This is a genomic window from Streptomyces sp. NPDC030991 (assembly GCF_055571235.1).
The window spans coordinates 92,898-107,422 of the sequence record NZ_JBVIFR010000003.1; the positions used below are offsets into that span (position 1 = coordinate 92,898).

At 70.3% G+C, this 14,525-nt stretch carries 13 protein-coding genes and 1 pseudogene; 9 read left to right on the plus strand and 5 right to left on the minus strand.

Going from position 1 to position 14,525, the window contains the following annotated elements; genetic code table 11:
* Positions 1 to 206: 206 nt before the first annotated feature.
* Positions 207 to 1,142 carry a hypothetical protein gene (locus ACZ45E_RS06585; protein ID WP_468217333.1) on the minus strand — a complete coding sequence of 312 codons (936 nt, stop codon included), beginning with the start codon at positions 1,140 to 1,142 and terminating at the stop codon, positions 207 to 209.
* A gap of 434 nt (positions 1,143 to 1,576) precedes the next feature.
* On the opposite strand from ACZ45E_RS06585, the gene ACZ45E_RS06590 reads away from it, so the two are divergent.
* The 3 genes from ACZ45E_RS06590 to ACZ45E_RS06600 all read left to right on the plus strand — a co-directional run bounded on the left by ACZ45E_RS06590 (position 1,577) and on the right by ACZ45E_RS06600 (position 5,291).
* A complete protein-coding gene (locus tag ACZ45E_RS06590) occupies positions 1,577 to 2,179 on the plus strand; it encodes a hypothetical protein (RefSeq protein WP_468217336.1) in 603 nt (200 codons plus the stop codon).
* A 116-nt stretch (positions 2,180 to 2,295) separates the two neighbouring features.
* Entirely contained in the window at positions 2,296 to 3,855 is a 1,560-nt protein-coding gene (locus ACZ45E_RS06595) for a DUF6801 domain-containing protein (protein WP_468217338.1), read from the plus strand.
* A gap of 227 nt (positions 3,856 to 4,082) precedes the next feature.
* Positions 4,083 to 5,291, plus strand: coding sequence for a PucR-like N-terminal domain-containing protein (locus tag ACZ45E_RS06600; RefSeq protein WP_468217341.1), 1,209 nt, complete (start codon positions 4,083 to 4,085; stop codon positions 5,289 to 5,291).
* A gap of 51 nt (positions 5,292 to 5,342) precedes the next feature.
* Here the strand turns inward: ACZ45E_RS06600 and ACZ45E_RS06605 are convergent, their stop codons facing one another.
* The 3 genes from ACZ45E_RS06605 to ACZ45E_RS06615 are packed head-to-tail and all read right to left on the minus strand — an operon-like array spanning position 5,343 to position 8,554.
* Positions 5,343 to 5,696, minus strand: coding sequence for a DUF397 domain-containing protein (locus tag ACZ45E_RS06605; protein ID WP_468217343.1), 354 nt, complete (start codon positions 5,694 to 5,696; stop codon positions 5,343 to 5,345).
* The gene (locus tag ACZ45E_RS06610) at positions 5,665 to 6,510 is read right to left on the minus strand and encodes a helix-turn-helix domain-containing protein (RefSeq protein ID WP_468217345.1); all 846 of its coding nucleotides are present in this window, start codon (positions 6,508 to 6,510) and stop codon (positions 5,665 to 5,667) included. Before ACZ45E_RS06610 ends, ACZ45E_RS06605 begins: the two co-directional genes overlap by 32 nt.
* A gap of 31 nt (positions 6,511 to 6,541) precedes the next feature.
* Entirely contained in the window at positions 6,542 to 8,554 is a 2,013-nt protein-coding gene (locus ACZ45E_RS06615) for a bifunctional glycosyltransferase 87/phosphatase PAP2 family protein (RefSeq protein WP_468217348.1), read from the minus strand.
* A gap of 427 nt (positions 8,555 to 8,981) precedes the next feature.
* Between ACZ45E_RS06615 and ACZ45E_RS06620 the strand changes: the two genes are divergently transcribed.
* From ACZ45E_RS06620 to ACZ45E_RS06630, 3 genes are all read left to right on the plus strand, one after another.
* Positions 8,982 to 10,367 (plus strand): MFS transporter, encoded by a 1,386-nt coding sequence (locus tag ACZ45E_RS06620; protein ID WP_468217350.1) that lies wholly within the window; start codon positions 8,982 to 8,984, stop codon positions 10,365 to 10,367.
* Between the two features lie 222 nt (positions 10,368 to 10,589).
* On the plus strand, positions 10,590 to 11,753 hold the full coding sequence (locus ACZ45E_RS06625; RefSeq protein WP_468217353.1) for a DUF2330 domain-containing protein: 1,164 nt from the start codon (positions 10,590 to 10,592) through the stop codon (positions 11,751 to 11,753).
* Between the two features lie 5 nt (positions 11,754 to 11,758).
* The gene (locus ACZ45E_RS06630) at positions 11,759 to 12,445 is read left to right on the plus strand and encodes an O-methyltransferase (RefSeq protein ID WP_468217356.1); all 687 of its coding nucleotides are present in this window, start codon (positions 11,759 to 11,761) and stop codon (positions 12,443 to 12,445) included.
* Positions 12,446 to 12,476: 31 nt separating this feature from the next.
* On the opposite strand, the gene ACZ45E_RS06635 is transcribed toward ACZ45E_RS06630, so the two are convergent.
* Complete coding sequence (locus ACZ45E_RS06635) at positions 12,477 to 12,917, minus strand: FHA domain-containing protein (protein ID WP_468217358.1); 441 nt, start codon at positions 12,915 to 12,917, stop codon at positions 12,477 to 12,479.
* A gap of 87 nt (positions 12,918 to 13,004) precedes the next feature.
* Between ACZ45E_RS06635 and ACZ45E_RS06640 the strand changes: the two are divergent.
* From ACZ45E_RS06640 to ACZ45E_RS06650, 3 genes and pseudogenes are all read left to right on the plus strand, one after another.
* Positions 13,005 to 13,082: pseudogene (locus ACZ45E_RS06640) on the plus strand (DnaJ family domain-containing protein); the annotation flags it as partial.
* Between the two features lie 85 nt (positions 13,083 to 13,167).
* Entirely contained in the window at positions 13,168 to 13,488 is a 321-nt protein-coding gene (locus ACZ45E_RS06645) for an antibiotic biosynthesis monooxygenase family protein (RefSeq protein WP_468217360.1), read from the plus strand.
* A 227-nt stretch (positions 13,489 to 13,715) separates the two neighbouring features.
* Positions 13,716 to 14,132: a hypothetical protein gene (locus ACZ45E_RS06650; RefSeq protein WP_468217363.1), complete on the plus strand. Its 417-nt coding sequence runs from the start codon at positions 13,716 to 13,718 to the stop codon at positions 14,130 to 14,132.
* The last annotated feature ends 393 nt before the right edge of the window (positions 14,133 to 14,525 follow it).

Consider the following 14,525-nt stretch of genomic DNA (forward strand, 5'->3'; position numbering starts at 1 on the left):
CGGAGACGCCGGTCAGGAAGGAGGACTCCGACCGGATCTCTTGTAACCCCTGACCGACGGGGGCGCCGACCAGGAGCGGAGAAAGTTTTTCTGACGTTACGGCCGAGTAACCTTGCCTAGCAATAGCGGTTCGGCAAATTTTCGGGAGCCGATTCCGGCCCGCCCGTGGATTTATCACCCGGCGACAGGACAGGCGCGGCACCGCATCACTTGACCGCTGAGTGCCAGTACTGGGAGAAGACCTTGCCCTGGTTCGGCGCGGCGGCGCCCGGGTCGTTCAGGGTGCCCAGGTAGGTCGAGGTGTTGTTGAGCTTCACGCTGTTGGTGCCCGAGGCGGCGGGGAGGCCGGACTTGAGGTTGACCGCCCAGTTGAAGGCGCCGAGCCCCAGGGGACCGCAGCCGCTCGCACCCGGCGCCGCGAAGGTGAGGTCCTGCTGGGTCGAGCCGGTCAGCACGAGCCGGCCGAAGGGGCCCTCCGCGGCGGGCGTGCCGTTGGACGTGGCGCTGTCGGCGGCGATGTCCGGAGCCGCGGCGTTCTGCGGGCGCAGGACGACGGGGGCGGACTTGGTGCCGATGTAGCAGTTGCCGCCGATGAGCGGGTTGCTGAGGTGGATGCGGACCGGGAGCGAGATGATCGGCACACCCTCGGAGGCCCCGGCGAGCAGTTGGAAGTCGGACGGGGTGCCCACGGATTCGATCGTGGCGACGACCCGGTTGACCGTGCTGTTGGTGATCTTCCCGCAGACGGCGCTGACGACCGGCACGGAGCTGGGACACATCAGTCCGAGCAGGCCGCCGGGCAGGTCGGCGGGGTCGGCCACGAGTGCGCCGCCCGACGGCGCGACGACCGTGTTGGTGCCGTCGGCGTGGGTGACGATGCCCACCTGGAGGTCGGTCCTGCCCGTCGGGACGACCGAGCTGCCGAGTTTGATGACGCCGCTGGACGAGCTGGAGGAGACGCACGTCGCCTGGTCCTCGATGCCGTCGGCACCCAGCATGGCGGCGTTGTCGACCGGGCAGCGGTTGAACGGCGCCCAGTTCCCGTTCAGCTGGGTGCCCGCCGCGGAGGACGTGCCGATGGAGGCGATCGTGGCCAGGGCCGCCGTCGCGCCGAGTACGGACATACGTCTGAGAGTGGCCATGCCGGTTTTCCCTTCTCGTAGGGGAATGCGAGCCCGGACGTTACTCACCGGAAACCTTGCGCACAATGCCCTTGCTGACAGTTCCTCCACTACTCGCGGGTTTATCGGAAAGTGAGTATGTGCGACTCCTCCTTGCTCACTTTGTGAGTGTTTCTCGGAGCGGGCCGAAAACTCGTCACTCGCGGACAAGGAAAGTGACGCGACCTGTTCTTGACGAGACAAGAAAAACTGCGCGTTTCGATCCGCAGGAGGAACCTCGCACTTTCCCATTGCGACTTCCGGTTACTAGCTCGTAACGTCCGTCTGGAAGGCGACGACGGTTGGCCTGTGGCCGATCCCCCGGGGTTGCCTGGAGTTGCGACACGGTCGCGTCACCGCGAAGCGGTCACGCCCCCTCAATTCACCCTCGTTCTCGTTCACGCGGAGGAACCACTGTGCGCAGATTCGCCCGTAACACCGCCCTCGCCGCCGCCGCGCTCACCTCGGCCGTCGGCCTCTCCGTCTCGTCCGCATCGGCCACGGCTCTGGCCACGTACACGGTCACGCCCGGCGGGGCGTACACGGCCAACGCCGCCAGCCCGAAGCTGAAGGTCGGCACCACCACGCTGACCTGTACCTCGTCGCAGGCGAAGGGCAAGCTGAAGTCCGGTTCCGGCCTGGCAGGCGCGCAGATCGGCACCATCACCAGCCTGACCTTCACCGGCTGCACCGTCGCCGGCATCCCGTTCACGGTCTCCAGCACCGCGTCGACCGGCACGCCCTTCTACATCAACGCCACGGGCACGACGGCCAACCACATCGACGGCAACATCAGCGGCATCAACGCCTCCATCAGCGGCACCGGCTGCCACGCGACCTTCGCGGGCACCACGACCGGCTTCTACGAGAACACCTCGAACTCCCTGAACACCGTCGGCGGCGGCACCCTCGCCGCGCAGCCGGGCGCCAGCTGCCTCGGCCTGATCACCTCGGGCGCACACGCCGACTTCACGGCGAAGTACGTGCTGACCACCACGAACACGATCACCTCCCCGTGATCCCGTAGCACTCCTCAGCCCGCCGCCGAGCTCTCACTCGGCGGCGGGCGCGCACGCGTTTGCGGGACAGATCGGGCGAAGGGCGAAGCAACATGACTCCAGGAGGCAGGGACCGGATGCGAGCGATCGGAAGGCGGCCCGAGCCCTGTGCACGGCGCTCGGTACGGGTGGCGTCCGTCGCCTCGGCCGCGCTGATCGCCGGGCTGTTGTCCGGTTCTGGTTCACGGGCCGATGAACAGGCCCCCGCCTCGGTCGAGTTGGCGTACGAGTGCGACCTGTCTCCGGCCGCGAGCACCGGCGCCGGCGGCTCGGCGACGGCCACGCCCTCGGCTGCGAAGCCGAGTGCCACGGTGAAGGTGTCCACCCAGCTGCCGAGGACCGCCGTCACGGGACGGCCGATCCAGGCGAGCCCCGTCCAGGTCGAAACACGGCTGCCACGCGCCGAACTGGCCGGGCTGCTGCCCGCGGGGAGCGATCTCACGAGCGAGGCGACCCTCGGTGTACAGGTGCGGCAGAACGCGAGCAAGGGGAACAAGGGCGGCAAGGCGGAAGCGACGTGGGCCGGCCTCGGCGCCAAGGCCGTCATGCCCGCGGAGGGCGCGGATCTGGTCCTGACCCATACGGGAGACGTTCCCTCCGTCACCGTCAACTCGCCGGGCGACGTCGAGCTGATCGCCGGGCGCCTGGCTCTGACGGTGACTCCGGCGACCGGGAGCCCCGTCACCCTCACCTGCTCACCGGCCGGGGACACCGATCCGCTCCTGGCCCGGGTCGCCGTACCGGGAGACCCGGAGAGCGAACCGGGTGATGGTTCCTCGCCGTCGGGGACGCCGTCGGACCAGGAGGGCGAGCGCTCTCGGCGCGGCGTCACCGTCACGCCGCAGGACGAGCCGAAGGCGGACGCGGCCACGTGCGGGGAGAGGCCGAAGGGCACGCCGGACCTGAGTCAGGTGCCGATGCCGAAGGTCGTCCCCACCCCGGTGCCCATCGAGGGGCTGCGCGGCTGCGCCTACGCCGCGGGGCTCGCCACGGTGCGCAAGCAGAACGGCTCGATGGTCATCAACAATCCGTCCGCATCGCCCGCGCTGATGGACGTCAACGGTGCCATGCAGGTCGCCAACTACGTGGACCCGGAGACGGACGCCAACTACCTCCGCCTCGACTCCGTCGGCCAACTCACCCTCCCGGACGCCACCTCGACCTTCCTCAGCTTCGGCTTCGTCCCCGTCTCCGCGAAGGTGGCGTTCGAGAACAGCCCGGTCAGCATCTCCACCGGCAACATGACCGGGCCGACCGATCCGTTCGCCGTGGTGACGTTCGTCCAGACCCTGCGCATCCGTTCGGTGAAGGTGAACGGAACCGCCCTCCCGGTCGGCGCCGACTGCCGCACCGAGAAGCCGTTCCGCGTCACCCTGCGCGGCAAGTTCGGGGAGGACGGCACCGGTTCCTACATCAACGTCTTCGCGGGCGGCCTCCTCACCGGCAAGGTCGCGATCCCCGCCTTCACCGGCTGCGGAACCGGCGGCGAGAATCTCAACCCCCTCTTCACCGCGTCCATCAGCGGTCCGGACAACCTCATCTCCATGAATCAGGCCCCGGTCTGCGCGCCCGATCCCGGGTACGAGTTCGGCTGCCCCCCGGCACTGCCCACCCTCCCCCCGTTGAAGACCCCGTGACCCAAGACCCGTGACCCAAGACCCGTGACCCACGCCCTGCCCCTCCGGCACCTTTCAGCCACATCCCCCACGCGGTGATCGATCCCTGCGCAACTGATGTACAACGCACAGTAGTTGTTCTAATTTCATAGGCCTCATTGGTACGCACCTGAAGGGCGGGACAGCGCAACCCTGCGCCGGCCCGCCCGGCCCCCCACCCGGCGCTCGGACAAGCGAGGAAAGCGGCTATGCCCCTGCCCGCGCACACGAAGGATGTCGAGGACCCTCTGGGGCCGCTGCCCCGGGAGTTCGCCCGCATCATGCGGCCCGAACTCCCCGGCCTGATCAAGGAGATCAAGGTCGAGGTCACGCGCGCGTTCCCGGAGTACGCGGCGCTATTGAGCGGCCCGAACGAAACAGCCATCCGGCAGGGCGTCGAGCAGAGCCTGAACAGCTTCGTGGACCGCGTCGCCGACCCCTCGGCGTCCACCGCGACCCGTGACGAACTGCTCCGCACGTTCGGCCGGGTCGAGGCGTACGAGGGCCGGGACCTCAGCACCCTCCAGGGCGCCTACCGGCTCGGCGCGCGGGTCGCCCTGCGCCGCGCGAAGGACCTGTGCCGCCGCTTCGACCTCTCCCCCAGCCTCCTGCTGACCTTCGCCGAGGCCGTCTTCGCCTACATCGGCGAGCTCGAAGCCCTCTCCCACGAGGGGTACATGGAGGTGCAGTCGAGAGCGGGCGCGGCGGGAGAGGTACTGCGCAGACGGTTGCTCCATCTGCTGCTCGCCGGAACGCCGCTGGCGCACATCACCATCAACAGCCTGTGCGAGCAGGCGGGTTGGCTGCTCCCCGCCGAAGTGACCATGATCGCCTTACGGACCCCGGCCGAGCACCTCCAGGCGGGTCTGGCCATCGACGTCCTCACGGACCTCGGCGCACCGCAGCCGCACCTTCTGATCCCCGGCCCGCTCACCCCGGAGCGCCGGGCCATGCTGGCGGCCGCCGCCCCCAGCAGCTCGTACGCCGTCGGCCTGACGGTGCCCACCGAGCAGGCCGCCGATTCGCTGCGCTGGGCCCGCCGGGTGCTTCAGCTCGTGGACGATGACATCATCGCCGATGCGCAGGTCATCGACAGCGCGGACCACCTGGTCACGCTCTGGTTGCTCGCCGACCCCGCGCTCGTCAAGGAGATCGCCACCCGCGAGCTGGCCCCACTGGACAAGTCCTCCGGCGCCCGCCGCGCCCGTCTCGTGGAGACCCTGCACGCCTGGCTGACCACGCGCGGCACCGCGGACCAGGTCGGTGAGGTCCTCGGCGTGCACGCCCAGACGGTCCGCTACCGGCTGCGCAACCTCGACGCCCACTTCGGCGACCGCCTGGAGGACCCCACGCACCGCTTCGCCATGGAGGCGGCGCTGCGGGCGCTGCGCCTCCACGACGACCAGTTGGCTCCATAACGGCCACCGAGCTCCATGCCGGCCGGCGAGCTCTATGACGGCCAGCGAGCGCTATGACGGCTGGTGAGCCGGGGAGTTCACGCACTCCGTGACGAACCGTCCGAACGCCTCCGGGGAGAACGTGATGCTCGGCCCCGCCGGGTCCTTGGAGTCCCGCACGGCCACGGCGGCGCAGGGCGTCCCGGCGACCTCGACGCAGGAGCCGCCCTGGTCACTGCTGTAAGTGGACTTCTGCCAGGCGAGCGCGCCGACGGGAGCGCACTCCACGCAGTCGCCGCCCTGGTCACTGCTGTAGGAGGACGTCCGCCAGGCGAGAAGTCCGAGCGGCGCGCACTCCACGCACTCGCCGCCCTGGTCGCCGCTGTAACTGGACTTACGCCACTGGATGTTCGTCGATTTCGGCATAGTGCTCCTCCATCACGTACCTGATCAGCTCCGCCGAGTCCCGGACGGACAGAGCAGCGGCTTGCAGATGATCGTAACGGAGCGAACAGTCCTTGACGGTAGCCGGATTGGCCGTCGGATGCCCCTGCCCGTACCCCTCGGTGTAGACGATGGCCGGGTCGGAGAAGAAGCGATAGAGGTTGTACGAGCCGGTCATCCCCGCGTGCGGGCCGGCCGGGAACGGCAGCACCTGCACATTGACCCGCGGGTCGTTCTCGTAGGACAGAAGGCGCTCGAACTGCCCCCGCATCACCGCCCGTTCCCCCACCCCCATGTCCTGGTACAGCACCGCCTCGCCGAGGACCAGCCAGACCAGCGGCGGCTCCTCCTTCTCCAGGATGCGCTGCCGGGCGAGCCGGACCTCCGTGCGGTCGTCGAGGTTCTCCTGGTCGAGCGCGCCGAGCACGGCGCGCGCGTACTCCCGGGTCTGGAGCAGCCCGTGCACGAGGTGCGTGTGGAAGGCGCAGATCTCCACGGCCCGCGCCTCCAACTCGGCCACCTGCTGGAACCAGGCGGGCAGTTGGGACCGGAGCACCAGGCCCACGAGCCGCGAGAAGAAGCCGTCCGTGCCGAGCCCCGCGTCGAGCCGCTCGCTGAACTCCGGTGTCGGCAGCTTCCGGGCCGTCTCGATCTGGCCCACCAGGGAGCCCGTGTAGTTGAGGATCGCTCCGAGCTTGTCCTGGGTCAGCCCGGCGGCCTCCCGGTGTCTGCGCAGTTCGAAGCCGTAGTAGTCGAGCGGTGAGGCGCTCGGGTCGAGGACGTTGACGTTGGCCATGCAGCCCCCTCAGGTCGGCTGCACAGCGTAATCAACTCGCTACGACGGCACCCGGGTTACGGTCCGAATCCACCTGAGCGGGTGGTTGTTTCCCGGTTCGCACGCGGGGGCCCTGAAGTGCGTACGTGAGGAGGAAGCCGAGGCCGACGACGGTCGCGCCGCCCACCGCGTCGAGGATCCAGTGGTTGCCGGTGCCGACGATCGCGGAGATCGTGCACAGCGGGTGGATGATCCCGAGCGCCTTCACCCACCGCCTTCTCGCCAGGACCACGATGACGATGCCGCACCACAGGGACCAGCCGAAGTGCAGCGAGGGCATCGCCGCGTACTGGTTCGTGAGCTGGGTCAGCGTGCCGTAGTTCGGCTTGGAGAAGTCCTGGACACCGTGGACCGTGTCGATGAAGCCGAGCCCCGGCATCAGGCGCGGCGGCGCGAGCGGGTACGCCCAGAAGCCGATCAGGGCGAGCAGCGTGGCGAAGCCGAGGGCCGAGCGGGCCCAGCGGTACTCCGCGGGGCGGCGCACGTACATGAGGCCGAGCAGGCTCAGCGGCACCACGAAGTGGAACGACGTGTAGTAGAAGTTGAAGAAGTCCTTCAGCCACGTGGCGTGGTGGAAGACCGTGTGGTTGACCCAGTGCTCGACGTCGATGTGCAGGAACTTCTCGATCGAGTGGACCTGCCGCCCGTGGTGCTCGGCGGTGGCCCGGCCGCCGGAGATGGTGCCGCCGGTCGCGGCGAGCCGGACCTGCTGGTAGGCGGAGTAGCCGACGCGGATGAGGAGCAGTTCCAGGATCAGGTTCGGGCGGGTCAGGACCCGGCGCCAGAGCGGGACGAGCGGCACCCAGGTCCAGCGTGCGGGCACCGGCTCGGCGTAGTCGGTCGCGATCGGGGCCCGGTACAGCGGTGACGTACGGGAGAGGAAGGGGACGACGCAGGCGGCGGCGAGGGCCGCGATCAGCACGACGTTGTCCCGGACCGGTTCGAGCACCGGCATGTTCGGCAGCATCATCTTCGACGGCAGGGTCAGCGCGAGGACGACGAGGACCGGCCACATGTAGCGGTCGGAGGCGCGCCTGCCGACGCGGCCGACGACGGCGAGCAGCACCCACAGGAGCTGGTGCTGCCAGGTCGTCGGCGAGACGGCGACGGCGACGCAGCCGGTGATGGCGACGGCGAGCAGCAGCTGGCCGTCGCGCGCGTAGGTGACGGCACGGCGCACGCCGAGCACGGCGACGGCGGCGCCGAGGAGAAGGAACAGCACCTCTTCGAGCGGGCCCGCCAGGCCGAAGCGGAGCAGCATGCCGTGGAGCGACTGGTTGGCGTTGGCGGCCGGGTCGGTGGCAAGCCCCGCGCCCGCCAGGTGGTGCACCCAGTACGTCCACGAGTCGTGCGGCATCGCCGCCCAGGCGAGACCGGTCGCGGCGAGGAACGTGCCGCCCGAGGAGAGGGCCGCGCGTCTGCGCCCGGTGAACCAGAGCAGCGGCGCGAACAGCAGCACGGTCGGCTGGAGGGCGGCGGCGACGCCGATGAGCACGCCGGACGCCTTCTCCCCGCGTACGGCGAAGCAGCCGAGCAGGACGAGGAGGACCGGCAGGATGCTGGTCTGGCCGAGCGTGAACGCGTTGCGCACGGGCAGCGAGAGCATGAGCAGGCTGATCGCGACCGGCGCCGCGAAGAAGGACGTACGGCGGGACACGGGCTGGGGCAGGGCCCGCGCGGCGACCAGGCCGAGCGCCACGACGAGGGCGAGCGAGCCGAACGTCCAGCCCCAGCCGAGCGCCTGCTCGGCGGCGCGGGAGAGCGGTTTGAGGACCAGGCCGGCGAAGGGCGTGCCGGTGAACCGGTCGGGCGCGTCGTACAGGGAGCCCTTGACGTGGAGCACCCCTTCAGGACCGATCCAGGTCTCCAGGTCGGTGAGGCGTTCGCCGCGCGGCGTGCTCAGCACGGCCACGAGCTGGCGTACGGCGAGTACGGCGGCGATCAGCCACAGCCCGGCGCGCACGGCGCTCATCCGCCCCGTCGCCGGCCCCGCCGGTCCCGTCATCGGCCCTCCGTGCTCCACATTCGCCACGCGCTCCTGGCCTCCCGCCCCTGTCGGCTTCCGCGGTGGAAGCCCCATGTCGTCCCTAAAGTCCCTGGTCGTCCCTAGAGGTTCGCACCGCCCCCGGTATCAGACGCACGCAACCCCTGCTTCACCTGTCTGTCCACTCGGTTTTGACCGGAAGACGGCGCTGCGAGGCCACTTCGTTGCGCGTTGCACGGGCTTGGTTCCGCGACAAAGATCACAGAATCGTCCGTTCGGGGCGCGCGGATCCCGCGACGTTTTCGCAGGTTGAACGCGGTTTCCGTACGGAAAGGAGCGAGTTCCACACTACCCGTTACGTTCGCGAACGCCCCTATGGTCCCTATAAGGCCGTTCCCCGTGGACGGCCTTTGCCCTTGTCCCCCACGAAAGGCAGGCGAGCGGAGCCTTGGCCAGCGCCACGTCCATCGCAGTCAGTACCGGCAAGGTCTCCGCCCCCGCGCGGAACCGCACCTCGTCCGACGTCACTGTCACCGACCCCTCACTGGTCAAGCGCGCGGTCAAGGCAGCGGCGCTCGGCAACGCGATGGAGTGGTTCGACTTCGGCGTCTACGGCTATCTGACCGCGACGCTCGGCCACGTCTTCTTCCCGACGGCGTCGAGCACGGCCCAGGTGCTGTCCACGCTCGGCACGTTCGCCGCCGCCTTCCTGGTACGTCCGATCGGCGGCGCCTTCTTCGGCCCGCTCGGCGACCGCATCGGCCGCCAGCGCGTCCTCGCCATCACCATGATCATGATGGCGGCGGGCACGTTCGCGATCGGCTTGATCCCGTCGTACGGCACCATCGGCGTGTGGGCGCCGGTGCTGCTGATCGCGGCCCGCATGCTCCAGGGCTTCTCGACCGGCGGTGAGTACGGCGGCGCGTGCACGTTCATCGCCGAGTACGCGCCCGACAAGCGGCGCGGCTTCTTCGGCTCGTTCCTGGAGTTCGGCACGCTCATCGGTTACGTGGCGGGCGCGGGCCTCGCGACGGCCCTGACGACGCTCCTGTCCGACGGCGACCTCTACAGCTGGGGCTGGCGCCTGCCGTTCCTGATCGCCGGTCCGATCGGCCTCGTGGGCCTGTACGTCCGGATGAAGCTGGAGGAGACCCCGGCGTTCAAGAAGCTGACGGACGAGGCCGAGAACAAGCAGAAGGCGCGCCCCAAGCCGAAGCTGAAGGACATGTTCGTCGGCAACGGCAACGCGATGGCGATCTGTATCGCCCTCGTCCTCGTCTTCAACGTCACCGACTACATGCTCCTCTCGTACATGCCCACGTTCCTCAGCGAGGAGCTCGGCTACGACGCCACGCACGGCACGCTCATCCTCATCGCCGTGATGCTGCTGATGATGTGCGTGCAGATCCCGATGGGCCGGGCCAACGACCGCTACGGCCACCGGGTCGTGATCGGCGCGGCCTGCGCGGGCTTCGTGCTGCTCTCCGTCCCCGCGGTGCTGCTGATCCGCGCGGGCTCGACCTGGGCCATCGCGCTGGGCCTCGCCGCGCTCGGCCTGCTGCTGGTCGGCTTCACGTCGTCGATGCCCTCGACGCTCCCCGCCCTCTTCCCGACGAAGGTCCGCTACGGCTCCCTGTCCGTCGGCTTCAACCTCTCCGTCTCCCTCTTCGGCGGCACCACCCCGCTCGTCGCGGCGGCCCTCATCGCGGCCACCGGCGACCTGATGATCCCGGCCTACTACATGATGGCCGCGGCGCTCGTCGGCGGCATCGCCGCGTGGCGCATGCGCGAGTCGGCGGGCCGCCCGCTGCCGGGATCGCCGCCGGCGATCTGACGGGACCCTTCCGGGGCCTGTCCGGGGCCTGTCCTACGGTCCCGGGGTCACGCGATCTCAAGGGTCCCGGGGTCGCCGCGGTGATCTGGCGGCCCCTGTCCTTCGCCGCCGGTGATCCGGCGGTCCCGGCCCGGGCGGTCCGAGACGGTCCCGGGGTCACGCGATCTCGACGGCCCCGTAACCGCGGGAACCGGACCCGCACGCGCCCCCGTCGCTACCCGCATGACCACAGCAACGGGGGCCGCGGGCGCACCACTCACCGCCCGGACCAGAGCCCTCCTCATAACGCTGGCGCTGCTCGCCGTCCAGCTCGCCTGGATCGCCGTACCCGCCTACGCGTGCGGCTGCGGGGCGATGGTCCCGCGCCAGGGCCGGCAGGTCGTCGTCGACGACGAGACGTCGGCGGTCCGCTGGGACGGCCGCACCGAGCAGATCGTGATGCGCCTGTCGCTGAGCGGCGGCGCGCACGACGTCGCCTGGGTGATGCCGGTCCCGCACCGCGCCGACGTCACGCTCGGCGACCCCGGACTCTTCACCGAGCTGGACCGCGCGACCGCGCCCGAGCAGCGCACCCGGTACCACTTCTGGCCGCGCGGCGACGACTGGCCGTTCGGCGGCGACGACGACGGCGCCGCCGCGAAGGGGCCGGGCGAGGCCGCACCCGGCAGCGGCGTGGACGTCGTGGGCCGCGAACGCCTCGGCCCCTTCGACGTGGCCCGCCTCACCGCCACCGAACCCGGCGCCCTGGCCGGCTGGCTGCGGAGAAACGGCTTCACGCTGCCCGCCCGCCTCGACAAGGCCCTGCGCCCCTACGTCGACCAGGGCTGGGAGTACGTCGCGATCCGACTCGCCCCCGAGGACCGCGACTCGGCAGCCGTCCTCGGCGGGCGGCTCGACCCGCTGCACCTCACCTTCGCCAGCGACCGCCTCGTCTACCCGATGCGGCTGTCACAACTGGCCCGCACACCACAGCACTTGCGCCTCTACGTGCTCGCCGCGCACCGTACGGAGCCGCGCTCGGCCATCGGCGGACAGCCACCGAAGGTGACGTACGCGGGCCAGGTCACCGCCCCCCGGACCGGAGCCCTCCATCAACTGGCCGACGGCACCCCGTACTTGACCGCGCTGGAACAGTCCTTCCCGCACCCCGCGCGGATCGACGCCGACCACGAGCTGCGGCGCGCGCCGGACGACACCCCGTACCGGCGGGTGCGCTACACGGACGAGCTGCTCACGGTCGGCCCGGGCGTCCCCGCCTGGACGCTGACGCTGCTCGGCGCGGCGGTCGCGCTGACGGTGGGCGCGGCCCTGCTGATCCTGCGCGCCCGGCGACGCCGACCGGTTCTCCCACCGCCGCCCGTGCGGGTGCCGCCGCGCCTAGGCTGACGGCCATGACCTCACACTCCGAGCCCTGGCAGCCAGGCCCCGCGGCCGCCGTGGACGCCTACCTCAGCGACCTGCTCGCCCCCGCCGACGAGGCGCTGGCCGGCGCCCTCACGGACAGCGAGGCCGCGGGCCTGCCCAGCATCAGCGTCTCCGCCACCAACGGGAAGCTGCTGCACCTGATCGCCCGTATCCAGGGCGCCCGCCGCATCCTGGAGATCGGCACGCTCGGCGGCTACAGCACCATCTGGCTGGCCCGCGCCCTGCCCGCCGACGGCGCCCTGGTCACCCTGGAGTACAGCGCCCGCCACGCCGAGGTGGCCCGCGCGAACATCGCCCGCGCCGGCCTGGACAAGGTGGTCGAGGTCCGGGTGGGCGCCGCCCTCGACTCGCTGCCCCGGCTCGCCGACGAGGGCGGCACGTTCGACCTGGTCTTCATCGACGCGGACAAGGCGAACAACCCCCGGTACCTGGACTGGGCGGTGCGGCTGACCCGGCCGGGCAGCGTGATCGTCGTCGACAATGTGGTCCGCCAGGGCCGCGTCGTGGACCCCGAGGCCACCCAGCCGGACGTCACCGGCACCCGCGCGGCGCTGCAACTCCTCGCCGACCACCCGAAGTTGGAGGCGACGGCGATCCAGACCGTGGGCGCCAAGGGGTACGACGGCTTCGCCCTGGCCTACGTACAGAGCTGAGGGTCACGGGTCGCGGCCCGCGGGACGGCGCTCACCCCATGGCGGCCCGTGCGGGTGGCTCGTGCCGCTCGTCCGGTTCGTGATGGAACCCCACGCTCACGCTGCGCGGCCCGCCCCGGTCGAGGACGACGACCTCCCCGGAACCGCCGCGCGGCAACCGCGACGCCCCGCCGTACGCCAGCGGAAGGCCGGGGCCCCGGTCGCCGCCGAGCCGCACCCGCACCTCGGCGGCCGGGTCGCCCTGGGAGCCGCGCAGCCAGCCCACGCTCCACTCCCCGTCGGGCCCGCACCGGAACTCCAGATGCACCCGCGACACGAACAGCCACTCCTCCGGCGTGACGAGCCCGCACACACCCGGGTCCCGGCCCACCCGCAGCACGGCCCCCGGCTCACTGGGCGCCTCGGCCATCGTCATCCCGGCCGTGGCCCCCGCGTCACCGCCCGCCACGGCGGCCATGGTCAGTTCGAGCACCGCGTTCTCCCCGCGTCCGTCGCCTCCATAGGGGCCGCATCCTAAGGCTCCCGGCCGGTCCGCGGCGGGCTGCGCGACAATAAGGTCATGACCGAACGCAAACCGCCCGGCGTCAGCTTCGAGTCATTCGTGGACAAGCAGATCCGCGAGGCAGGGCCCCTGGGCCTGAAGCCGTACGACGTGGAGGAGATCGTCCACCGCTGGCGGGCGGCCCGGCCGTCGCCGCCCGGCGGTGCGGCAGGATGACCCCATGAGCATCGTCAAGATCAACGTCCTGACCGTCCCGGCCGAACAGCGCGAGGTCCTGGAGAAGCGCTTCGCGTCCCGCGCGGGCGCCGTCGAGAACTCCGACGGCTTCGAATGGTTCGAGCTGCTGCGCCCCATCGAGGGCACCGACGACTACCTGGTCTACACGCGCTGGCGCGACGAGGCGTCCTTCCAGGCGTGGATGGAGGGCCCCATGAAGTCGGCCCACCAGGGCGGCGGCACCGACCGCCCCAAGCCCGCGTCGAGCAGCGCCGCGGTGTGGTCCTTCGAGGTCGTACAGCAGGCGGCGCCGAAGGCCGCGTAGCGCCCACCGTGGATGGGACATGCGCTGCACCGCAGACCAGGTACAGGGCACGTCCCATCGACGAGACGGACAAGTCATCGATGACCCGTCGGGCGACAGCCGCAACGTCGCTAGTCGGCGGACCACGTCTGCGAAAGGCGTCATCCGTCAGCCGTCATGAGACCGCTTTCGGTCAAGAATCGCTCAGGAGTCACGGCACCCGCTGCGGCGTAGCCACGATGTTCTCCATGGCAGCTTCGGGGGCGAGCAAGACGCATTTCGGCGGGCTGGGCAAATGGTGGGGCGTTCTCGCGGGCGCGCTACTGATCGCAGCATGGATCAACTCTGCCGCTGGGCCGGCAGTAGTGCTCGGACTGTCTGCTGCTGTACTCGTCTGGTGCTTCTTTCAAGCACCCGTCACTTGTGGAGCGCCTGTTCGCGGGCGAGTAGACGGTTGCCGCAACAACGCTGCCGGCCTGTTGCTCGGCTGCCACATCCGCCAACACCGCTGGCAGAAACTGAAGATGCTGGTTCTCCGCCGGCAGCTACGAAGCTTCTGCGCCGGGCTATTCTCTGACGGCAAGGCAGCCATCGTCACGTTGGCGGGCTTGGGCAGCTTCGTTTCAGGCCTCGTCGCGTTGGTTCCTGGCGTTGTCGTCCACTGAGACAGCAGCGAACTCACGTCTTTGGGATTCAGGAAGCGTTCCCGCTGGGCGGCCTTGATTATTGGACCCAGCACCGTGGCGGTCTATGAACTCCCACGCGTCGCCTTCTGATTTTGGGTGTTCTTGCTGTCGCGGCCGGCCGTCGGGACCGAGTCTTCATCGCTTGCAACCCGTGAAGGTACATCTGCACACCCTGTGTCCCGTCGAGGGCACCGAGGACTACGTGGTGTACATGCGCTGTACCGCTACCGCACGAACACCGAAGCCCCGCCCGGCACTTGGCCGAACGGGGCGCTTTGCTGTCTGCTTACCGCGCCGGTAGCTCGTCACCCGGGACCAGTCCCGCCCCGAGCGCTACGGCGTGCCTCGGGCACGCGCCGTTGGGCGAGCATC